The 23,756-nt window shown below is 36.2% G+C and carries 21 protein-coding genes; 15 read left to right on the top strand and 6 right to left on the bottom strand.

Annotated features, from left to right (window positions below):
- Positions 1–89 precede the first annotated feature (89 nt).
- From J0M15_07145 to J0M15_07090, 12 genes are all read left to right on the top strand, one after another.
- Positions 90–3,572: a hypothetical protein gene (locus J0M15_07145; GenBank protein MBN8536812.1), complete on the top strand. Its 3,483-nt coding sequence runs from the start codon at positions 90–92 to the stop codon at positions 3,570–3,572.
- Entirely contained in the window at positions 3,569–5,092 is a 1,524-nt protein-coding gene (locus J0M15_07140; protein MBN8536811.1) for a hypothetical protein, read from the top strand. Before J0M15_07145 ends, J0M15_07140 begins: the two co-directional genes overlap by 4 nt.
- Complete coding sequence (locus J0M15_07135) at positions 5,089–6,459, top strand: hypothetical protein (GenBank protein MBN8536810.1); 1,371 nt, start codon at positions 5,089–5,091, stop codon at positions 6,457–6,459. Before J0M15_07140 ends, J0M15_07135 begins: the two co-directional genes overlap by 4 nt.
- A complete protein-coding gene (locus J0M15_07130; GenBank protein MBN8536809.1) occupies positions 6,449–6,982 on the top strand; it encodes a hypothetical protein in 534 nt (177 codons plus the stop codon). Before J0M15_07135 ends, J0M15_07130 begins: the two co-directional genes overlap by 11 nt.
- Positions 6,983–7,003: 21 nt before the next feature.
- Positions 7,004–7,822: a hypothetical protein gene (locus J0M15_07125; GenBank protein MBN8536808.1), complete on the top strand. Its 819-nt coding sequence runs from the start codon at positions 7,004–7,006 to the stop codon at positions 7,820–7,822.
- A gap of 208 nt (positions 7,823–8,030) precedes the next feature.
- Complete coding sequence (locus tag J0M15_07120; GenBank protein MBN8536807.1) at positions 8,031–8,678, top strand: hypothetical protein; 648 nt, start codon at positions 8,031–8,033, stop codon at positions 8,676–8,678.
- A 25-nt stretch (positions 8,679–8,703) separates the two neighbouring features.
- Positions 8,704–9,180: a hypothetical protein gene (locus J0M15_07115; protein ID MBN8536806.1), complete on the top strand. Its 477-nt coding sequence runs from the start codon at positions 8,704–8,706 to the stop codon at positions 9,178–9,180.
- Positions 9,181–9,563: 383 nt separating this feature from the next.
- Positions 9,564–10,388, top strand: a complete 825-nt coding sequence (locus J0M15_07110; GenBank protein ID MBN8536805.1) for a TIGR02147 family protein — start codon at positions 9,564–9,566, stop codon at positions 10,386–10,388.
- Positions 10,372–10,851: a hypothetical protein gene (locus J0M15_07105; GenBank protein MBN8536804.1), complete on the top strand. Its 480-nt coding sequence runs from the start codon at positions 10,372–10,374 to the stop codon at positions 10,849–10,851. Before J0M15_07110 ends, J0M15_07105 begins: the two co-directional genes overlap by 17 nt.
- On the top strand, positions 10,839–12,119 hold the full coding sequence (locus J0M15_07100) for a hypothetical protein (protein MBN8536803.1): 1,281 nt from the start codon (positions 10,839–10,841) through the stop codon (positions 12,117–12,119). The genes J0M15_07105 and J0M15_07100 overlap by 13 nt, the downstream gene beginning before the upstream one ends.
- Positions 12,120–12,388: 269 nt before the next feature.
- Positions 12,389–12,961 carry a hypothetical protein gene (locus J0M15_07095; protein MBN8536802.1) on the top strand — a complete coding sequence of 191 codons (573 nt, stop codon included), beginning with the start codon at positions 12,389–12,391 and terminating at the stop codon, positions 12,959–12,961.
- Positions 12,962–13,037: 76 nt separating this feature from the next.
- Positions 13,038–13,424 carry a hypothetical protein gene (locus J0M15_07090; protein MBN8536801.1) on the top strand — a complete coding sequence of 129 codons (387 nt, stop codon included), beginning with the start codon at positions 13,038–13,040 and terminating at the stop codon, positions 13,422–13,424.
- A 39-nt stretch (positions 13,425–13,463) separates the two neighbouring features.
- Here the strand turns inward: J0M15_07090 and J0M15_07085 are convergent, their stop codons facing one another.
- Positions 13,464–15,362 carry a S8 family serine peptidase gene (locus J0M15_07085; GenBank protein MBN8536800.1) on the bottom strand — a complete coding sequence of 633 codons (1,899 nt, stop codon included), beginning with the start codon at positions 15,360–15,362 and terminating at the stop codon, positions 13,464–13,466.
- Positions 15,363–15,570: 208 nt separating this feature from the next.
- On the opposite strand from J0M15_07085, the gene J0M15_07080 reads away from it, so the two are divergent.
- Entirely contained in the window at positions 15,571–16,173 is a 603-nt protein-coding gene (locus J0M15_07080; protein MBN8536799.1) for a DUF502 domain-containing protein, read from the top strand.
- Positions 16,174–16,195: 22 nt separating this feature from the next.
- Entirely contained in the window at positions 16,196–17,581 is a 1,386-nt protein-coding gene (locus J0M15_07075; protein MBN8536798.1) for a hypothetical protein, read from the top strand.
- Between the two features lie 129 nt (positions 17,582–17,710).
- Here the strand turns inward: J0M15_07075 and J0M15_07070 are convergent, their stop codons facing one another.
- On the bottom strand, positions 17,711–19,237 hold the full coding sequence (locus J0M15_07070; GenBank protein ID MBN8536797.1) for a leucyl aminopeptidase family protein: 1,527 nt from the start codon (positions 19,235–19,237) through the stop codon (positions 17,711–17,713).
- A 52-nt stretch (positions 19,238–19,289) separates the two neighbouring features.
- Between J0M15_07070 and J0M15_07065 the strand changes: the two genes are divergently transcribed.
- A complete protein-coding gene (locus J0M15_07065) occupies positions 19,290–20,294 on the top strand; it encodes a hypothetical protein (GenBank protein MBN8536796.1) in 1,005 nt (334 codons plus the stop codon).
- Here J0M15_07065 and J0M15_07060 read toward each other — a convergent pair.
- The 4 genes from J0M15_07060 to argJ form a co-directional block, all read right to left on the bottom strand.
- A complete protein-coding gene (locus J0M15_07060) occupies positions 20,268–20,834 on the bottom strand; it encodes a hypothetical protein (protein ID MBN8536795.1) in 567 nt (188 codons plus the stop codon). The two genes, J0M15_07065 and J0M15_07060, sit on opposite strands and share 27 nt — an antisense overlap.
- A gap of 113 nt (positions 20,835–20,947) precedes the next feature.
- Entirely contained in the window at positions 20,948–21,685 is a 738-nt protein-coding gene (locus tag J0M15_07055) for an FKBP-type peptidyl-prolyl cis-trans isomerase (protein ID MBN8536794.1), read from the bottom strand.
- A gap of 58 nt (positions 21,686–21,743) precedes the next feature.
- On the bottom strand, positions 21,744–22,547 hold the full coding sequence (argB, locus tag J0M15_07050) for an acetylglutamate kinase (protein ID MBN8536793.1): 804 nt from the start codon (positions 22,545–22,547) through the stop codon (positions 21,744–21,746).
- The gene (gene argJ / locus J0M15_07045; protein ID MBN8536792.1) at positions 22,544–23,743 is read right to left on the bottom strand and encodes a bifunctional glutamate N-acetyltransferase/amino-acid acetyltransferase ArgJ; all 1,200 of its coding nucleotides are present in this window, start codon (positions 23,741–23,743) and stop codon (positions 22,544–22,546) included. The genes argB and argJ overlap by 4 nt, the downstream gene beginning before the upstream one ends.
- Positions 23,744–23,756: the final 13 nt, after the last annotated feature.

Below are 23,756 nucleotides of genomic sequence, written 5' to 3'. Positions count from 1 at the left end.
TTTAAATTTTTTTTATGATTAATTTTCTTATAAAAGTGGCGCCTTATAAAAATGACGCCCATGAATTAGAAAAATGAAAAGGAAAAAATATGAAGCTATTCATTTTACCGTTCGCAATGATCCTTTCAGTTAGCTTAATTTCATTTGCTAGTGATAATAAATCCTGCTCTTTGGTTTATCGCAAAACTCAATCAACTAGTTCTAGTTCCCAAAATGATTCTTTTGCTTCCAGAGTTTTTGACTCTCCTTCAATTGGTAGCACCTCAAAAAACAAAGAGAGACCACCCATTGTTGAAAATGAATTCCTCAAAAAAGCAAAAGACCTTGGAAAAATAGTGACGAAAAAGACCATTGAAGTTATCGAAAAAATTATTAATTTCTTCAAAGGAAAAAAGAAAATCAAAGGAATTGGCCTAGGCGGTGGAGGTGGTGGATCTACCCAAACAACAGACAATGAGAACAAGGATGGAAATTCATCCACAAGAACTACAGAAATCGAAGGAGAAGGAGGTACGACGAAGGAAGCAAAAGCTTCTCCTTTGGAAAAGCAAGCTGAAGAAAACAAAGATACTAAAATCGATAAATCAAATGCTCAGCCAAAACCATTGCCTCGTTTGAACGAAAAACGTCAAGAAGAATTTGAAGTTAAGAATAAGGACCTCAATGAAGCTGTGAAAAACAAAAGAGATCTCTATTGGTATGGCACAACCGCTCGGCCTAGTTCCAAGTTGCTTAGAACCTTTTCCTATGAAGATTTAAGCGATCCGCTTCAACAAAATCCCAAGGCTCGTCCGCTGGAACAATTACCGATTCAAAATTTTTCTCCGACAAAAGCAAACGAAAAATACTTTATCATAAACTATCAAAAAGCTTCTGAATTAATGATTCCAACTCCCTATGGATTTAGACCTGTTTTAACAGAATATAGAGATTATGCTGTTGTCTCAACAATTCCAGGGGAATATCAAGTTAAAAGCATCAATGAAAAACCATTACCAGAAAAAGTGACTTTTTGGCTAGAACCTGGACCTAAAATTATAATGTCTCCAGAGCAAATCAAAGAAAACTCCAAGATCAGCGGAATTAATCCTAGATCTTGGCCTGATCACGTGATGGATGGTATCAATTCTGCGCGCGCACAAGGTAAAGGCGACCCAATGTTGATTTCCAAACGCCTATCTGAATGGTTTCAAACAGATGGACCCTATTCCTATTATAATGATTCAAACGTTAAATCTAAAAAAAACTTTTTCGCTGATCTTTTTTCTAAGAACGACCCCAAAGCCTTAACCTTAGCAAAAGGGAAAACCTTTAACTGTGACGGAGCCGCTTTAATCGGCGCCATTCTTTTAAGAGACTTCTTTCAAATCCCAACCCGTGTTGCTGGTGGTAGAAACATTGCTGATTCCAAAGAGATCGCTCAGGAAATATATCAATTGGCTAATGCAGATGTACCTGAACACACTTGGGTTGAAATCTTTGTCAATGAGGAATGGGTTCCCTTTGATTTTACTCCAAATAAGGACAAGCCAGGGAATGACGGAAACCCTGTTGAAAAAAACATTGGAAACACTTCTGAAAATGAACCCCCTGCATCTGAAGAAAAGAAACTAAAAGAGAATCAAAATAATGAATCCCGACCTGCTAACAATTCAGAAGATCATGAAGTTCAAACACCTAAAAGTCAAATTCCATTAGATATTTACATGCCTAGGACTCCAGTTCAAATCAATCGCCTTCCCAAGTCTTTTGATAGTTTGCTGGGGACCTACCCTCGGCAAGCTATTTTGTATGCCCTAGAGAGCAGTGTTCATCATACAAAAATCGGAGAGTTGCCGTTAACCTTAGAATCGCTGCTTTTAAATTTTCCTGAAATGCAAGGATATAACCTTCAAGTTAAATCAGAAGCGAATCTCATTGCGAGCCACTTTTATGGCAAAGAAGATAAAACTCTTGTAGAATTAGTGAACGAAGCGAAAACACAGTTTTTTACAAATCCTACTTTGTCCTATCGAAATTTGCAAAATGTGAAATCTATTGTCGAGTCAATTGCCAAATATCGCGATTTAAGTTTCGAAGAAAAAGAATTTTTAAATTCTTTGTTGGAAATCAAATATCAGTTTGATTCTTACCGCCATCCTTCATCACCAAAACAGGAGCTTGTTGAAAGAATTATACGTGAACTTCCAGGAAATACGATTCGTAAGATCGTGTTGGATCAATACCCTGAAGCCTTGAAAATAGGATCCATGGATCAAAACAGTCTCTATACGGCTCTGAAAAATGGATCTCTATCTCATCTGGTACGAACCTCCATGGTGGGCAGGCATTTCAATTTCCTTTTAAATACAGAAAAGGAATTTAAAGTTCGAAAAATTAAATCAATGATTCGAACTGTCAAACGAGAAAGGGATAACGAAGATATCGTGCTCGCTCGTCCCGAAGATATCGCCCAATTCGATCGATGGAATTTAGATTTTCAATATCATCCAGATCCAGTCATGATGGTTCTAGGAAACTTACTCAAGGATCAACAATTTATGAAGGGTTATAAAGCCACTTACCCTGCTACAGGATCACAAAATTCAATTGAAAGGAAACACACAAATATATTTTTTGATGTCAGTGGTTCGATGAAGGGTTCACCAGCTATTGTCCAAGCCAGTGCCATTGCCGCCATCGTGGACAAGGCAATTTCTGAACGCGATCCCATGGGAAACCCTATTCACGAAGTCGTCTTGTTTCCATTTGGGAATTCAGTTTATCCAGGAATCCACATTAAGTCTGCAGAAGAAGCTAGGAGTGCGATTCTTCAGTTTTTAAACTCACCTACCGATGCCAAAGAAGATACAAATATTCAAGCCTGTTTTGATAAACACTTCCAAATGATTTATGATAATATAGATCATAAAAACCGCGGAAATGATTTGATTCATCGACTTAAATTAAAAAAAGCAAATATGATCTTGTTAACCGACGGTGGCGCCGCCATAGATAGGCCTGGCACTTTAAAAAAAATAGCTGATCTACCTCCTGGTGTTCAAACCATGTTTAATCTGGTGGCCATCGGAGAGAGAAACCACCAACTGGAAGAAATTGCTCAGTATACGAATACAAAAAACTCCCAAGCCATGGTAACTGTTTTGACCAGGGAAATGATGAACGAATTTATCAACAATACAGATCAACTTCAGGAATCACCGGATGCTTTTGTTTTTGATCCTAGCAATCAAAATCTTAGTGGGAAATTAAGCCAAATGATTTCTAATATAAAAGTACCTTTATTTAGCACTGACAAACCTTTTGAATCCATCAGATTGGCAAATGAAGAGTTGCAAAATCGTAGCACGAATACTCCACCAAAAAATTCTGGCCTTGTTAGAGACTTAGATTTGCTCCTATCTAGTATAAGAAAAAGCAAGGCGCCATCTGAAGTGGTAATCAAAACATTAGCTGACGTTTTAACCAACTATTCACGATGGACAGGATCAAGACTGGATTCCCTTTCGCAATTGGAAGCCGATTTACTGCTTCAATTACAGCAGTTAGCAGAAAAAGGAACTTCACCATGATTTTAAAAATTAAAACCTCTTTTAAATTAAAAATTTCATCATTAATCAAGCTAATTTCATTTTGTCTTTTTATTCACTCTCAGATTTGGGCAACGAATAATTGTAGGTCTTCTTACAATTCCACTTTTTCGCTTCCTGCTTTTAGCCAGAAGGAAGATGTAATTATTCATTCTGTTGTAGCTCGATTGCTGAAGGCTTCAAAAAATAATAATATTGACGTTTTCGATATGATCGAAAAAAACTCCGTTTTATTTGCGCTACAAAGAGAAAGTGCTGGAATTCCCTCCTTTATAAAAAAAATAAAAATGGCACTAAACCAGCATAAAATAAATGAAGAGTCTTCAGAAAAAAAGGTAACAGAAGAATCTGTTGAAAAAGAACAAGAAGAACAACAACAGATTGAGGAAAAGGTTCTTAAAGAGCGAAATCAGAATGACCAAAACACTTTATTGAAAAATGATATAAAAATAAGAACTTTTTCAATCGAACGACAACGCATTTTACCAGAGTTATCAGATGAAAAAATTCAGAATGTTTACAAGCTATCTAATGGATCCATTGTATTTGAAATTCCGGATTCAATTGAAGACTTAGTAGCAAAACAAGAACCCACAACTGGCAACTTAGTAATAAAAGATAAAATTTTTAAGGGTTTTGATAAACCCAGGCTTCAAGGCTACGTTTCGTTACCAAATGGAAGTATAGCCATGTATGAACATGGCGAAACCAGAATTACAAAAAATTATTCTGATGGCGGTCCTGATTTTCTCTGGATCATGAAACCAGGAAAAAGTAAAAAACCCATGAGGATTCCCATACCCAAAAATGGTTTTGCAAAGAAATTATTGCCCCTATCTGATGGTCGAATTATTGTGATTAAAACTAATTACAAATTGAATATTTACAACCCAGGACTTTTTGGTACCGAAGGCAAATTTTCAGACAATATCGACGTTTTTGATCGAATTATAGATCCGCTTTCAGGTGGATTAGAAGATACTGCAATTACACATGGAATAGAATATTCGAAAGGCTTAGTCGCCTTTACATTGATTAATGGATTGATAAAGTTAATGGATTTTAGAAAAAAAAATAAACCAACTTTCATTGGTTATTTAAATTCAAAAAAAAACCACTTAACCTCGATTGATTTATTAAAGGATGGCCAATTTGTTACATCTAGTGCAGAGCAGGTCCAATTTTGGACTCTCTCCAATAACTCTCGGTTTCCAAGCTATCACGTAGATATTTGTAAAAGTCCCTGCTATGTTTTAGAAGTGAGACACCTTTCTGATGGACGTTTAGTTGCACGCACTAATTTCGGATTTGCAATTTTAGAAAAAGAGGGAACTGATTTATTTAGAGTAACCGAATTTAATAATTCATATCCGAGTTTCACTCATATTTTGATTCAAGAAAAAGGCTTTTATATTACTAATTTAGGTTCTGTATATAGCAATCAAGACGCTTCTCTCGATTTATGGAGACCTAACAATTTAAAGATAGGACAGCAACCATGAAAATATTTGTAACATCAAAATTAAAAATACTAATTAATATGAGTCTATTATCTTTACTTTTTCAGTCTACAATTGCGGCTGCAAATACTTGTTTATCATCTTATATGCTTGTTTCAAAAGATTCATCTGAAAAACAAAATGAAGAAGAGATCATCGATTCACTGGTAGAACGATTGATGAAAGCAGCTAAAGAAAGAAGTATAGATATAACCGATGTGATCCAACAAGAATCGGTTCTGTTAGCTTTGAAAAAACATAGTGCCAGTATACCTAATTTTTTAAAAAAGCTTAAAGAAAAAATTAAGGAAAAAACTTCTACTCTTGTCATCATTCCGAAAGTAAAAAAATCCATTACTATTCCGGGACCCTATGAAACCGTTCAAGATTTACATCAATTGCTAGGGGAAGATATTTTTAAAATGAACTCTCTTTCAGATGGAACCATTATTTTTAATATGAATGGGTTAACGGACTATGTTGCCTTTCAAGATCCTTCCACAGGTAAAATAAAAATAAATAGTTCGTTCCAAAAACGAATTGGCGAGGTTCGAGATGGTTATGCTTCCTTACCTGATGGTAGCGCCACTATGTATGAATCTAACAAAGGGTCTTATACCTTATGGATCCTTTATCCTGGAAGCGATGCAAAAGCCCCCATCGGTATTGATATCCCTGGACGAGAAATGGTTCTTCAATTATTACCACTTTCAAATGGAAGAATTATTGTCATCAAAACAAAAGGGAAATTTTGCATTTACACACCTGGACCAAATGGAACCAAGGGCCATTTATCAGGTGAGATATTTCTTGAAGATACCAGCATTGCAGATGCTGTGGAATTAGTTAACGGGGATATCGCCTTTGCACTTTACTCAGGAAAAATTGTTTCATTGAACCTTTCAAACGTTCTAAATCCCCGTTTAACAGGAACCTCTTTAGGACACACGAAAGGAGTGACCTCCTTATCTCTTTTAAGTGATGGAAGGTTGGCTTCATCTTCTTATGATGGCAGTGTTAGAGTCTGGTCACCGGGCAAAGATCCTTTAGCGCCTTCACAATACAAATCTAACGCCTCCATCCCTTTAGTAGAAGGTGGTTTTGTTTTCAAAGTCAGAAAATTACCAGACGGGAGATTGGTTGCAAATTCAAACAATGGAAAAATTCATATTTTAGAAGAAGATAGCAGTGGTAATTTTAAAGTGATTCAAAGTGACCAAAAACACACTGATATATCAACTAATCTATTGGTACTTCCCACTGGAGATTTTATTACTACTGAAGCTACTTTTCAGGGTAACGCCAGTCTCGCCTATCTGTGGAGTGCTAAATTAATTAAAAAAGAATTAGAGGTCCAAAATGGAAACTAAGTGGGCAGTTATGATCTTATTTTTTATCGTTTTAATAATTGATGGAACGATGGCACAACAATGTGGACTCCATTATCAGCAAAAATCATTCAACCATGAAACTGCTGTTCAAGGCATTACGTCAAAAATTGTCGCATTGGCATTGAAACAAAACAAAAACTCGTTTGAGGTGATTCAAGAACCAAATTTTCAAATTCTTATTGGAAAAGCCCTTCGTGATAATCCTAATTTCATTAAAGTTCTTAAAGAGAGGCTGAATATATTTGAACAAGAAAGATCACTACAGATTCTCAAACCTTTGGAAGTAGAACAAGCTAACGTCAAACAAAACCTTAATTCAGCAGGTAAATTTGAAAGTAAGGATCTCTCTCATCATTTTAAAGAACTTCCAAATCGAATGACAACGTTGATGGATGGAACCGTTCTCGCCGAAACTAGTCAAAATTATTTCACCGTTCTAAAACCAGATGCAGAATCACAAATTTACAAAAAACTAATAGATGTTGAACTTAATGACCACTGAAAAATCACATTTTTTCAACCTTTGATAACCGGTGGAGCTGTCGCTGTTTACGAGGCATTTCCCCGTGTCCAAGATCTAATTTTTTTTGAACCTGGCAACTATGACGTCAAAAAAGCTAGAAAATCTAATATTTTTTTAGACCCTTATCGACAGAGTTCTCTTGGAGATTCTATAGTTGGTTTAAAAGTACTAAAAAGTGGAAGAATCGTCGTCGTTCTTAGTCATGGTCGTTTTTTAATTTATTCAGAAGGTGTTAATCACCAAGGTATTTTCAGTTCACCTTATCAAACTGCTTCTTTTACCAAACTTGGCCCCGATCAAATCAACGGTGTTGTTGAACTTCCAAATGGTGATTTACTTACATTTCATTACCTTTCTAACTTCAGCAAAGGATTTTTCCCTGGTTCATACATTCAATATTGGGCTTACAATCAAAGTACTCAAGGATATTTCCCTAAAAAGCGATTCGATAAAAATATAGACTATATAAGAGAAGTCAGGCACCTACAAAATGGATCCATCATGACTTTTTCCCATTATCAATTGATAGTTAGAACTTGGGCCCCTCAACAAATGGAATTCACTGAAAGAAATTTGGATTTCAAAGATAAAGAGGGCAAACTTGAAGCGATTGTCGACGTAGGAGAGCTGGATGACGGCCGATTAGTCGTCGCTTTTAATAACGGTTATAGAATTTTGAGATTCAATTCAACTGTTGGTCAATATGAAATAATGGAAACAATCAACGTGAATCTGCCAAATCAATTATTTAAATTAAGGAATAGTCAATTTATCACTATAGAAGACGGTTATAAAAAAGTTAAGCAATGGAAACCCTGATGGCACTGGTTATAAGTGTAATAGATCGTGCTTTTAATTTTATCAGAAGTAACAGCTATGTTTTCTCGATTATGTCAGGCAGCTCGGATCTCTGAAATGAAAGCGAATCACTGAACTGCTCCAAAATTTGGAACACTCTTTTATCTCAAAAATTTTATAAACCCCTTTTAAATGTTATAACTGTTGTAACAACCAACCAGGAGAGTTTATGAAAAAAATTAAAATACTAGTTTCCTTATTCTGTTCCCTTATTTTTATCACCACCAACATGGCGCATGCTTTTTCTCCGCCTTCTGTTTCACGCTTTTCAAGCGAAGCTATTAAAGATTTTGAAAATCGATACCATGAAATGAAATCCCAAGGAGGAAATTTGATGGATCAAAACGGAAATGAAATTTCTTTTGACAATCTCATTCGTGGTCTTTCTGGAACAGTTACTTACTTTCCTGAAAGCACTTCCCCTTGGGCTCGTTCGGGAATCACTTTTCAATTTAGTTCAGTGACTAATGGAAAACAAATACTCGTGAAGGCTTTACAAAATGGAATTGTCTTCTCTCGAAGAGTACTTAGATTTGAAGGTAAACCAGAAGAAGTGAAACTCACCATACTACAAACCTTAAATAGCCTTGAACAAGAAGCTCTTCAAAAAACAGAACAACAAGTAAAAAACGGTCACAAAGCTGAAAGATCTCCAGCCGCATTAGTAGGGAATTTTCAAACGATTGTCGTTTTGATTGTCGCTGCACTTGCTGTCTATGTTTGCGCGACTGGAGGAAGCTGTGGGATGGTAGCCGTTTTCATAGGTGCTTTTGCAATTGCCTATTTGACTCAACCTTCATCTCGAGCTTCTTATTAAACTCCAATTTTTTTTGATATTAACGTTGTTAAATATAGCAAATGCAGAGATTTCTGCATTTGCCATTCCTGTTTCCTGCCATTTATTCTACTTGCAAGAAAAACCTGTCACCCCATCAAGCTCCATTTTTGATTCCAAAGAAAATTTTGTTTCAAAATACAAATTGTGGAATAAAAATAAATTTAAAAAAGCTCGCCGTTTCATATACCTTGTAGGAACAGCCTCTTCCCTCTATTATTCAGTTCAATTATTTCCATTAATTAATTATGTGGTGCATGATCCTTACATTACAGATTCACAAATTCATGAATTGCAGGAAAAGAAATTCAATCCTGCACTGATTCGACAAGAACAATTTAAGAATTGGCAGGAGGCCTTTAAACTCGAAAATAATCGATGGCCTGATCCCATTAAATATCCAGAAGACTTAGCGGAATACAAGGCTGTTTTAAACCGTTTAAATCATATTCCAGATGAAAAACTAAAAATCAATTTTGAATGAATAGAGTTCAAAATTGACAGTCTGTTCTTCATTTTCTTTTGGTCTTTTTTCAAGACGAATAAAAAAGTCTTTTCTAAGGTTCCTAATTCGAAAGCCTCTATAACTCTTGCTTTAAAGGCAATCCATCAAGTGGTGTTAAAGAAGATGACAATTGCGGTGACATTTCGTCATCATAAAAAGATCGAAAATAGTCGAAAAAATGGGGGGTTTTGAGTTACAAAAAAGTCACAATATTTAATCTTTATAGATAGTTAGATCTAACTGCTCCTGTTTCTTTTTTCCACTATTTGGAACTATGGCTTAAGGATGGCATGAATTACTAATCAGATAAAGATAAGAATTAATGAATTGTGCTGAAATCTGAAAATAAAGGCTAACCTAAAATGAGTGATTTTCTTAAATACAAATTAAGTGAAACTAAGAAATTAAATGAAAATTATTCCATTCGCGCTTTCGCCAAAAAAGCTGGATTGAGCTCTGGTTCCATGAGTGAGCTGTTGCAAGGTAAAAGGAAGTTAACTTCAAAAATGGCCTATAAAATTGCTAAAAATTTGAATTTAAATCCAACCGAAAGAGCCCAATTCTTAGGGGAGTTTAAAGTTCTTAATACAGGATCGTCATTAAATGAAGTTAATGGGTTAAAAAAAACTTCATTTTTATCACGAAATCAATTTCAATTTATTTTTGAATCATGCCATTTTTCACTGCTGGCTCTTGTTGATACAAAAGATTTTCATTACGATTTAAAATGGATTGCTAGCCGATTAAAAATATCTGAGGAAAAAGCTAATTTAACAATAAACAGATTAATCACTGCCAAATTGCTTAAAGTGGAAAACAACAAATTAGTAAAAGAAAAAATTATTTTTTCAACAACTGATGATGTTAAAGATTCCTATGTTCAATCAGCTCATTTAGATAGTCTGAAGCAGGCAAAAAATTCCTTACTAGAGGATCCTATTAACTTAAGAGATTTTACCTGCTTCACATTACCTATAGATTTAAACTCAATTTCTGAAATAAAAGAGAAGATTAGAAACTTTCAACGTGAGATCACGCTTTTTTGTGAAGAAAAAGAAAAAAATGAAGTGTACACCTTGGCGATTCAGTTCTTTCCAAGAAGCTCAATAGCAGGGCAACAAAATGAAACATCAAATGAGAAAATTAAAGATCTTTCTCAGGGAGATTTGCATGAGAAACAGGCTTAATTTAGTTATCTTTGCAGTTGGAGTCACTTTTTTTTCAATGTCTGGTTGGACACAGGCCATTGGAAATGGTGGTGAATTTTCATCAGATGATTTTAGAAGGTATGTGGGCTACCTGTACCAAGAGATGAAAGATGGAATTTTTTCAGCAGACTATCCTCAATTTGTAGAGTTCGGAAAGGGACAAAAAGAATTTTTCTTGTTAGATGGTTCCCATTTTCAACGATTAAACAATTCGGTATTAATTTTAAAGGTGAAAAATGATTCAGCCCCCAAGGACTCCTACTGTGTCCTTGCTGAAAAGCAATTTCTAGTAAGATTGAAAGCAATGGAAGACAATGATGTCATGGATAAATTTATTTTTTACGAAAATCTGGAAGAAAGAGAACAAACTGAAGTCCGAAGTCTAATTGAAAATTTGCAAACTGCCAATGGCAACAAAATCTCTTCGAAATGTTTGATGTGATAACGACAACAGGAAATGATTTTATGAGGTATTTTCTATTCATTTTACTGGTAGGTTTTACTTCCAGAGGAGAAGAGTTTACTGAATTGACATTTAGAAAATTGGCCTTTGAGTTAGTCAGTGATATTGAGAATTATTACGGTTTCGATTATTCAGATCAAAGTGTGGTTTTTTCTACTGAGGTTTACAGAAATATTATTTCTCAAACAAAAATTGAATTGTCTGAAAAACCATTAGTTAATTATTATGAAGAATCAGTCAATGGCGAGACAAAAAGGCTCAAAGAATCGCCAGATGCCATAAATTATTTTCCTAAAACAAACTATATAATTATATATCGACCAGCATGGGAAAAGAAGTTAAAAAATAAAGAGTTTTTTTCTTTAAAGTTAATGATTCATCATGAATTCGTTCCCTATTTTATTAATAAAATGGACAGAACCTTTTTGTTTAATGAAAAAATTAAAAGAATCTACGAAAGACCTGTCACATTTGACGATTTCGTGGACGGATTTTATGAGCCAATTTATTATGGTAATTCTTTAATGAGCGCTCTTATTAAACCATTCTTGTATCATATTAAAGTCGAAAAAAGTTTAAGTTTGATCCAAATTGATATCGTTGAAAATCCAAAACTAAATATTTGGTGTTTAGATTGCTATTTATATCCGAGCCTCATATTGAAAGTACCTACAATCACTTCACAAATTGTGAAAATGACAGATTCTGCCATCAAATTATCTATCGGCAATTTTATAGATTCAGATAATGGGGTTGTCTATCTTAAAATTAATTCATCCCAGGTTCTGTCGATAGCGGCACTAAAGGAAGACGAGGTTAAGAAATTTAGTTCTCAGTCCATGGACGAAAAATTAGATACAACTTTGATGGTCTTAAAGCGAGTAAAAAATCTGAACAATGTTACATGGCTCAAGCCCAAAAATTTGAATTTTTCAGGATTTCATTTTTCAAATGGAAATGATTGTGACGAGGTTAAAAGATCAGAAATAAAAAAAGCTGCAGAGATATGTCGCGATTATTTTAAAAGAATTCCAGATTTTTTTAATGAGAGCCATTGTAATCATATCGAACCAAAAATTGAAAATCTAACCGGCTTACCAGCATACAAGAAATATAGTTGTGGATTTATCCTGGAACTTACCATTCCAACTTTTAATAGTTTTTCCCCCAAAGGGGCATTATATTATTCACTCGTATTGGATAGATGGAATCAGTTTTTGAGAAATTATAATGAGAAATCACCCTAGTACAAAATTTAGTTTTATTCTGATTTTCCTATGAATGGATCAAACTCACTTATGAAAATCTCTATTACATTTTCTTCTTCGGCTAGGTTAATTTGGCTCGTTAAGATCAACCACCCAATTTTTACTGTCCAATTTTTACTGTACAAAAACATGACACTATAATAATTCAGAGCCTTAATGTAAGATCCAGTTAATTATAGACCCATTTAACATTTTAGGATTCGTTTAATATTAGGGTCCCGGTAAAATAATCTTTTCTGGAGATGATCATGAATAATTTTAGCCTCGTTAAAATCAAATTTTTCGCGACAATCGTTCCACTATTCTTCAATCTTTTTTCATTTGCAGCAAATCCTGAATTGCCAAGTTTAAAATTTCCTCAGATTCAAAATGTTGGAGAGGGAAGTCCTGCTGCGATCACACATCCTGTTTTTTACATCAGCCCTAAAATGAAAATTAAAAAAGAGAAAGGTGGACTTGGGTTCATCGTTTTTAGGAAGATAATTTCCAAATGGGGAACTGAAACCTTTGTCGTTGGAATCAGTAAGTTTTCATGCGCAAACAATGGAAACTGCCGTCACATAGAATGGGTTCCCGTAAGGACCTATGAATCCTGTTCGCTGGTGAGTGGAGTTTATAGCAGTCAGACTAAAGTTAAATGTAGTAAAAAAAGGAATTGCGAAGACGGGAGCAGTCAGCAGCAATACCCTTCAAATTATGAAATTCAAAGTCTTTATGGAGGAAATGAGGAAATCAGAAACTCTTCAAACGGAATGTGTGAGGTGGAATTTCCTGAAAGATCTAGTCAAGAATATTGGGACTACCCTTCAGGATCTTTTTAATTCTCTGTATTTTACATATTATTTATTATTCTCATTAACAATGAAAAAAAATACTAAAACAACAAGGAGAAATAAAATGAAAAAAATAGGAATAGCCATTTTGGTAACACTGACATCATTGTCGAGCCATGCTTTGGAAACTGCTTGTTTCACCTATCTTCAAAAAGGCCAAAAAATGGTTGGTAGAATAAAAATGAATGAAACAAAAGTATCAATAAATTGGAATTTAAATGGCACTCCTAGTAAGGATTATACAGAATCTGGCACCATCAATAGTGGTACTTTTCAAAAAGATAGAACTTCCGGAGCTATAAGTGGCGTCGCCTATTTTTCAGAGAGCCAGGACTCTTATGATGCTAACGTTGCTATTTCCCAAACCGGTGTTTTTTTTCAACCAAAATGGCAAAACGGCGGGCCAATTGATCCAAATATGAAACCCATGCCAAGAACTTCTTGCCCATAATTATTTGACTCATTGGAAAACAGATTAACGAAGCATAAGTTAATCTGTTTTCACTAATTTATTCTTCCATCCCATAAAGGCATCAGTGAACATTCCTTTTTCTTCTTCGAACTTGACTCCGTAAGCATGATTAGCTTCTGACCAAACGACTCGCCCTTCCACCTCAATTTCTTGATTGTCAGGACCTTTAATTTTCATACTTACTGATCCGCCTTTTTCAAGCATCTCATCGATATTGAAACTTAATCCGCCCATAGAAATAGTTTTCATTTGTGCGACCAGTTCACGATCTCCCATCTTCACGGTGATATCAGAGTTCATGATGAAACGATCATGTTGTCGTACATACGTTGGTGTTTTGGTTTTAGCTTTCAAGTAAGTATAAACGGCCAAAGGAACCATAAATAAAAATAACACCGCAAGAGCGCTGTTGGCATCAAATGGAGCACCACCACCCTTACCTAATAGAGAGCTTGCCACCGTTCCACAGCCTCCACCAGATTTAGGAGAAGAATCGGGAGCTGCTTCCGAAGCGACGCTTCTCTCTTCTGAGTAGCTCGGTTTGTATTCTGGTTGATTGGAAGTGATACCAGGGTTCGTTTTGACTTGTGATACTAAACTATAGGCATCAATTCGCGAACCCGACTGAATTTTTGATGCTAAATTTCCAATTGAATAACCTGAAGAAACTAAAAGAGATTTTAATTGATAACCTGACAAAGCTGGGGCTTCTCTGAGGGCCAGGGCCGCAATTCCTGAAACGAAGGGTGCGGCCATAGATGTCCCGGACATGGAACCAAATAAATTTCCAGGCAAGGTTGAATAAATATAAATCCCAGGGCTAGCAAGATGAACTTTTTGTATTCCATAATTTGAAAAGGAAGCTAGCTTGTCCGTATCACTAGTCGCCGCAATGCTTACGTTGCTTGGAACTCCATAATTTGCTGGATATATTTCATTACTGTCGTTATTTTTTGAAGAATTCCCTGCTGCAGAAACAATTAAAATCTGGTGATTGTATGCGTAGGTTAAGGCTTCCAAAAGAGCACTCGAATAGCCTGGGCCTCCCCAAGAATTATTAATAATTTTAGCTCCATTATTAACCGCATAATAGATGGCCTTAATGGCATTGGCTGTCGAACCTGACCCTTGAGCATCCAGAAACTTCAATGGCATAATTTGAATTTTTGCTTGATCTATGTTTTGTGAAAAAATATCCAAAGTGGCTCCGACAATGATCCCACCGACATGGGTGCCATGACCTTCATCATCTGCAAAAGAAGCGGCATTGGAAATAAAATTCCAACCGTTTATATCATCGATATATCCATTTTGATCATCATCAATACCATTCCCAGGAATTTCTTTTAGGTTGACCCATAAAGCCCCTGAGTTTTTAAAAACAACATGATCCTTATCCAAACCTGTATCCAGAATGGCCACGATAGGACGATTATTTGAGGCATAGGCACTGCTTAATTGCCAAGCTTGATCCACACGTACGTTTGAATAATTTTGTGTAAAAGCCGAAGAGGATTGAGCATATACTTGATCTAATGAAAGTTGCTCAACGACTTGCCCCACGCTCGACTGGGATTCATTATCATTATCTAACTTTTCTAAAATATAATTAGGTTCGATAAAAAGTACATCTGGGTCATTCTTAATATCTTGAACAGCACTCTCTTGGCCATGTTTAACGGCCATATGGAGCATATTCATTTCTGGAAAAGCTGTCTTAAGAGTCACTTTTCCTTGAATTTTCCCAATAGCATTGGATCTAGAAAGATCCATTTTATATTTGATAATATACTCGCCAGGAACGACTTTTGCTTGCCCCTTGTACTGCCCCAGCACCCCTACCGTGAAAAAGGATACCACGAAGAGAATTCTATAAATACGACTTTCAATCAACGTCCTATGTTTATTTATAGCCACAAAACCTCCAAATATTAATGCGATCAAAGTCTAGTCGGGCATTTGTAAAACCGACTTTAGAGCTTTTATGAGAAATTTAATAAAATTTAGAAGTTTTTTTAGTCATCACTCAGTTTAAACTTACAAGTAATGAATTGTACTACTTTGAGACTGTTTTAATTTGATAAACAACTGGGATATGTTTAGATTTAACTTTTAAGGAAAGTGAATGAAGAAATTAACTGAAATTTTTTTACGCGGTCTGTTTACGTTGCTCCCCATTATCATTACCTTTTATGTGCTATCCTCTGGAATTAACATTTTAGAAAATATATTAGGTCATTTTTTAAAGTCTCAATTAAATGATAATTACATTCCAGGATTGGGCTTCACTCTAGCCCTATTGATCATCTTTTTATTTGGTCTATTAATCACTAGTTTTATAACCAAATCAATTTGGGAACAAATCGAAGTTCGACTGACTCGTGTGCCTCTCATCAAGGCTCTTTATTCTCCCTTAAAAGACTTGATGGGGCTATTTTCAAACACGGGAAAGAAAGACTTAAAAAGTGTTGTTTCTATTGAGATTTCCCCCGGTGTTCAAATGGTCGGCCTCGTCACCAGAGATCAGTTTGAAGATATTCCAGAGATCGCCAAAGCAAACCCGCAAATGAATTTGATCGCGGTCTTCATACCTTTAAGCTATGCCCTTGGAGGCTACACCGTTTTGGTGGAAAAAAACAGAGTCACTAAAATGGATATCCCTGTTGAAAAAGCCCTAAGTCTAGCCATTACCGGTTGGGTGAAGGCACACAATGAGCCCGCCAAATGAGACAACAGGTGAGGCAAAAACGATGAATGAAAAAGCACAACGCCTGAATTTAGATCCTGCCATCTACGGAACCTTTGCAGAAATTGGAGCTGGGCAAGAAGTCGCTCGCCATTTTTTTCAAGCTGGCAAAGCCTCGCAAACCATTGCTAAAACAATGTCTGCTTACGACATGATTTTTAGCGATGAAATCTATGGTAAAGAAAAAAATGGCCGTTATGTTTGTGAATCAAGATTAAATAAAATGTTAGAAAAAGAATCTTCCCTTTTGCTGAAGCGATTGGATCAACATCGCGGGGAAAAAACTACTTTTTTCTCCTATGCGAATACTGTCATGACGGGCACTTCCGAGGTTCCAAAATGCCATGGATGGATGGGAATTCGATATCAAAAAACCCCGCGTGGTCCATGGAATGATATTATTCTTCACGTACGCATGCAGGATAAATTGAGACTGCAACAACAGGAAACCCTTGGCATCTTGGGCGTAAATCTTGTCTATTCTGCATTTTTCTCAACAGATACGACAGAGTCATTTGTTCCCACTCTTGTCTCTGGTTTAAAAAAAGGACAAGTTTTGATAGATGTTATCAAATTCACTGGGGCTGACTTAGCTATTTTTGATAATAGAAAAATGAATTTAGAACTCGTCAAACATGGTTTAGCGGAAGCGGTTCTTTTTGGTCCCAAAAGTAAGAGTGTTGATGAACAAATACTCAACATCAGCGATACGGTATGGGGTAAGGGTTTGATTTTACAACATGGATTTTACCGCCCCCTTAGTCTCAGCCATGTAGATGTTCTGAATAAAGGACACGAACAATTGATCTTAGAAATGAAAGGGCAAAAGTTGAAATCTTCCGACATTATCCCGATGTTTGAAATTTCTACTGAGTTCGGACTTGATATCGAAGATTTTATTCATCGGATAGAAATCATTACCAGCTTGGGTTTTCATTTATTAATTTCAAATTTTAAATATCTTTACGAAATGAAACATTTTTTTAGGAAATTCACCAAAGCTCCTATTGTTTTTGTTATGAGCGCTAAACATTTAGAAGAAATTTTTGATCCAGAAAAATATGTCAATTTGGATGGCGGAATTTTTGAAGCTCTAGGGAAGCTCATGGATGACCAAACAAAACTCTATATTTATCCCCATGCCTCTAACGAATCTTGCCTCACGACAAAGTCTTTCTTTCCGCCAAAAAATGCGACGCACTTGTATCAACACTTTCTAGAAAATGCCCATGTCTTAGATATTTCCACCTGTGATGAATCGCAGCTTTATTACCGCTCTTCAGAAATCAATAAAATGATTTCTGAAAAAAACAAAAAATGGGAAGAGCTCGTTCCTGAATTTGCCAAGAATTATATCAAAAAAAATAAACTCTGGAATTATAAATCATAACCTTACTCCCCAGGGTTTACGCTTAGGACTCAAATCGAGGCCGCAGGAGGGAGACGACTGAGGCTTGGCAAGCCAAGTCGCAGGGAGTCCGACCGACGAGAACGAAGAGTTGAGTCCTAAGCGTAAACCCTACCCTAGCTCCTGGCTATTAACAAAATCGATCAGTAGTTGAACTCCTTGTCCATTCCCTCCAGAAAAAGCGAGACATCCTGTTGGTTTGTCATTCCATCCATAGATATCTAAATGCGCCCATTTTTTTCCATTCACAAATTTTTGTAAAAATAAAGCGGCTGTGATCGCACCACCAAAACCTTCTGCCGAATTTTTAAAATCTGCAAAATGAGAGTTCAAGGAAGAGAAATACTTATCAATAAGAGGCATCCTCCAACACCAATCTCCACTCGTTTGCGAGGCGTGAGAAAGTTTTTTAGCAAGCCCCTCATCGTTGGTAAACAAGCCCGCCACCTCGGCCCCAAGAGCCACTTTAATGGCCCCAGTCAGGGTGGCCACATCAATAACGAACTCAAGTTCCTTATTTTCTTTGGTTGCAAGATCCAAGGAGTCAGCTAAAACTAAACGTCCCTCGGCATCGGTATTATCAATTTCTACTCGCAGTCCTGATCTTGACTGAACGACATCACTTGGGCGAAAGGATTTCCCATCCACACTGTTTTCAGCCAAAGGAATATAAAATTCAAAATTAAAATTCCACTGTTTCTGTGAAATATAATGGGCTAAGCCAAGAACGCAGGCGGCGCCACCCATATCTTTTTTCATCAAACGCATGGCGCTAGAAGGCTTGATATCCAACCCCCCCGTATCAAAAGTAATTCCTTTTCCGACAAATGCGATGGTTTTTTTATTTTTGGGCTGGGAATAGCTGAGCTTCAGCAATTGTGGTTTTTGACTGGCACCTTGCCCCACCGCCAAATGAAGATTCATGTTTTCTTTTTGGAGCTTTGCTTGATCCCAAATTTGCATTTTTAAAGACTTATTTATTCCTAAATTTTTAACCTCTTTTACAAAACTTTCGGGGCCCAACTCGTTAGGAGGAAGATTCACAAAATGCCGACACAAATTAATGGCGGTACTTCGATGAAAGGCTTCCTTCATAAGCTCCCTATCGAAACTAGAAATCCAAATCCGTGGAACACTTTCTTTTTTTTCCTGATTTACATTTTTAAAATGGTAATGATTTAAATCCATTCCCACTAGACTGCCTAGAAAAAAATCATTGTTCTTATCTCCAAAATAGAAATAGATATCTGATAATTTATGGGCCTTAAAATGGGCCATTAAGTTACCCACCGTTTCCCTAGCCCAAGAATATTTTGAATCCGAACCAAACTGTTCGAAGTTCATTTTTCCTGAACGATGTCTTAGTATCCAAAATGGACCAAACTGAGTCTGAAAATAATAATTATCTTGAGAGGATTTAAGTAAGGATTCCTTTTGCCAGGGAAGAGAATAATTCTCGATTAATTCATTTGTTTTTTTGGCATTATCTTTAATACTTGATGGTGTGTCCGAGAGAACAAAAACCCAGCCCTTTGTCTTGCTGGGCTCGGCGTTTTTTAAAAATTTTTCTAACTCAATGGAAAAATTTTTTTCTTTAAGCTCCCATTTTCCGACATTATTTTGAATTATTGATTTCATTTAAATCCTTTTAGGTTGACCCGTTTTCTTATAAAAACCTACAATAAATATTATGATGTGGAAAGAAACTATCCAACTTAAATTGTTTTGCCTTAATGCAGAGAATCTTTTTTTACTTTTTGATAAGGATCCAAACAAGGAGGATTTAAAACTAGACGAAATTCAGTGGCAAAAACAATCTACCTCTTTGTTCCCCAACAAGTCTTTAGCCAAATGTAAAGTGTTGGCTCAAGTGATACAGGAAATCGATCCAGATATTATCATGCTCTGTGAAGTTGGCGGACTCGAATCCTTACAAAATTTCAATTCTTTATTTCTAAACCAATCCTATTATACAGCTCTCATTGAAGGGAATTCGGATCGTCATATTGATATTGGTTTTCTAATTAAAAAAACCTTACCTATTTACTTTGACCTCACAACAAATAAAAATAAATCCATTAATTTTTTGTATCCCCATGAGAAAAACGCGAAAGTCATCCCAAATAACAAATTATCTAGGGACTGTGTTGAACTTAAATTATTTAAAAAAGATATCGACAAACCCTTCCTCAACATTCTGCTGACTCATTTAAAATCAAGACTCGATCCAGAGAAAAAAGATCCCAATGGTTTTGAAAGACGACGGGCAGAAATGAAAACCGTTTTAGATATTCAAAAGGACCTTCTTTCAAAGTATCCTCAGGTCCCATTAATTTTGGCTGGAGATCTGAACGGAAATGCCTCCAGGCTTCAAACAGAGGAAGAATTTAAAGAAATCTATACCCGTACCTCTATGGAAGATGTTTTGGAATTAGCTCAATATCCTGTTGAAAAACGAAATACTTTTTATCAAGTCAAGATGAATGCAAAAACCGAAGGAAAGCAAATCGATTATTGTTTTTTAACACCCCTGGCAGGTTCTTATTTAGAAAAAAATTCTGTTTTTGTTTATAGGTACAAAGATGATTATGGATTTGAAAAAGATATTCCAACTTCCCTAGAAAAAAAATTTGAACTTCCTTCAGATCACTACCCTCTGGTTTTTTCTTTAAAGGACCTTCCCACTGAAACATAGGGCTCGGATTAATTTTTCCAATTTTTCTAAATTGTTTTCCTTTGGCATATGAATAAAAAGGCAATTTTTATTCATTTCTAGAACTCTATAGTAGAGGTAATTACAAAGAAAAGCCCCTGCCGAATGAGAAATCTTGACTGGTAATCCTAACCTATCAAACTCTGGCAACCAGGAATTCAGATCTATCTTATTAATGACCGCAGCTGGCTTAGACTCGTCGATCATTTGACAGAGTGGTAAGAATCCCGAATTGTCCTTTTGGGAACTCTCTATCCAATTTAATGCCACCCTCTCTAAAGATAACTCACTTCGTTCAGCTGACAACCCAAACATAAAAATAAATTCATAAGAGTTCCATTTGAGTTTCTGAATTTCCGTATCAATTAAATTAAAACTGACAGGGAAAATGGCGGTTGCAAATCCTTTATTTTTTAAGAATTCAACAAAATCTAAGCTTGGATTTTTATTATAGGATCCAAACGGTTCAAAACCTGTAACCAAAATACGATCTAAAGAAGAGATTTTAATAGGTAAATTCATTTTTCACCCCTCACCCAAATGGACCACAAGGAATCCAACATAAAAAAACCCCACTCTTTGGCGGGGTTTTTTATTTTAGCTTAAAAATTAAATGATCTATATTAAAAGTTCATTTAATTTTTAGTTTTTGTTGGCTTTGCTGCTGGCGTCGCTGTATTGGCAGCATGACCTTTTTTAATTTCAAGCAACTCAACATCGAACAAAAGTACAGAATTTGCGGGAATTCCAGGTCTTGCCATAGGGCCGTAGGCTAAATCAGAAGGGATAGTTAATTTATATTTTGAACCTTCTTTCATTAATTTTAAGGCTTCTGTCCATCCTTTAATCACTCCATTTACTGGGAACTCTGCCGGTTGTCCGCGCTCTACAGATGAATCAAATTTTGTTCCATCAATTAAAGTTCCTGTATAATGAACCTTAACTTCGTCAGTTTCAGCAGGAATTTTACCCGTACCTTCTTTTTCAACGGTGTATTGCAAACCAGAAGCTGTGGTTTTCACATTTGGATTAGCTTTGTTTTTAGCTAGGAACTCATCCCCTTTTTTCTTATTTGCATCAGCAGACTCTGCCTGTTTTTTTTGAGCCTCTTGCTGAAGATTTTGCATCGCTTTGCCCAATTCTTCCTGAGATAAAGCTAGCGGTTTACCCTCTTTGAGATCCTTCATCGCCATTAGCAGAGCCTCGGGGTCAAAATCAATTTGAGCGTCTTTTAGATTTTTACCCAATTGGCTTCCAATGGCATAACTTGCTTTTTTTTGATCCGTATCTAAAGTTACTTTTTTATTACAAGCAGTGAAACCTGTAATGGCTACAAGAACTAATAAAACTTTTATATTTTTTAAACTTAGCATGAACTCTCCTTAAATTTATTGAAAAAGAATAACTAACTATTTGGGCTCTGTCTATTTTTTAAATTCGATAGCAACGTGTTCCTACAGATTTATTTTCCTGAAGAAGGGCCACCAGATTTTCTGAATCTTTGGCAGACATGATATCCACTTCAGAAACATTTTCCCTGAGAGCCTGAACTACTGATCTGACCTTTACCAACATCCCGCCTTGAACGACTTTTGTTTCCATCAATTGATATAGACCAAGGGAGTCAATTTGATTGATAAGTTTTTTCTGATCATCCAAGATCCCTTTTTGATCAGTTAAGTAAACTAAATTTTTTGCTTTAAGACCTACAGCCAGATGCATCGCTGCCATATCGGCATTAATATTAAATCTTTCTCCTTGGTCATTGACCCCAATGGGGGCAATTAATGGAACTATTTTTTGATCATTTCTTTCAACAATTTGCTTTAAAAAAGACACATTAACATTTTGAACTCGTCCTACATAGCCCAACTCTGAACTCATCGGCTCACATTTTAAAAGTTTTAAATCTGTTCCTGAAAGCCCCAAAATGGGGACATCAAACTCAGAAAATAGTCTTTGGATTTTTCTATTAACCTTTCCAAATAGAGTTGCTTCTATAACTTGCATCATTTCAGGGGTTGTTTTTCTTTGGCCTTCTATGAACTCCCAAGTCATTTTTTTCTCAAGAAGGGCTTCGTTAATTGCAGGCCCCCCTCCATGAATTAGGGCTATTTTAAAATTTAATTCCAGTACCTTTTTAATACTGAAGGCTATTTGTCGAATCATTTCTTCATCCTGAAGAGAGGATCCTCCCAACTTAATAATAATCCATGGCTTATCAGCAAAGTTCATGTGGTGTACTCCGTATTGATTTCAACATACTTTTTAGACAAATCGCAACCCCAAGCTTTGGATTCATAATTTCCAGAAAATAAATCAATCTCAATAATCACTTTGTTTTTCTTCAGTAACTGCCGCACCATTTCCCTGTCAAATAGAACGGGAGTTCCTTTTTCGAACAACAAAATTCCTTGAACTCGTAACTGCATTTTTTCAATGCATTCACTCGGAACCCCTTCCGCTCCAAGTCTAGCTAAGATCCTCCCCCAATTCGGATCCTCACCATGTATAGCTGTTTTTATCAATGGGCTAATTGTAACTCCTCGAGAGGCTTTATCCGCTAGCTCTTGGGTGGGCGAGTTTTTTAAGTGCACTTCAATCAGTTTTGTTGCTCCTTCTCCGTCAATGGCAATTTTTTGTGCCAAGGCCTGACAAACATCTACCAGCGATTGAAAAAAAACCTCTTCGTCCTTGGTCGAACTGATTTTCACCCCTGCAGCTCCATTAGCCATTAAAAAAACAGTATCGTTAGTAGAACAATCCCCGTCGACACTAATTCTGTTAAAACTGAGGTTAACGGCTTTTCCTAAATAAAACTGCGCCTTTTCAGGACTTAAACTGACATCCGTAAAAATATAAGCCAACATGGTTGCCATGTTTGGATGAATCATACCTGAACCTTTACAAACTCCTGTAATTCTGATTCTACCTTCTGATAAGGTAATATCCTTCGTCGCCGTTTTAGGAACTAAGTCCGTTGTCAAAATGGATAGTGAAAAGTTATCAGCATCATCAGAGGACCTTTTAATCAAATCAGGTACCGCCGAGATTATTTTTAACAAGGAGAGCTGTTGACCAATAACTCCTGTACTTGCGGTCAATACTTGATGAGTCTCACATTTTAACTCACCAGCTACCGTTTGCGCCATTCTTAAATTATTCTCAATACCTTCCGCGCCTGTTGCGGCATTGGCCTGTCCCGAGTTGGTGATGATCGCCTTAATCTGTGCTGAAGGTAAAATTTTTTGAGAATACACTACCGGAGCGGCTTTACACTCATTCACTGTAAAAACGCCAGCCGCCACGGCTAATTCTTCAGAGTAGACCAAACCAAGATCTGGACGATACCTTCTCACTCCACAATTAATTCCTGCAGACTTAAACCCAAGAGGAAGTCTTGTCACATTTAAATTAGATTCAACCGTCATAGGGATTCTCCAT

The organism is Deltaproteobacteria bacterium (genome assembly GCA_017302835.1).
Taxonomy (GTDB): domain Bacteria; phylum Bdellovibrionota; class Bdellovibrionia; order Bdellovibrionales; family Bdellovibrionaceae; genus UBA2316.
This window is presented reverse-complemented; position numbering and strand designations above follow the sequence as displayed.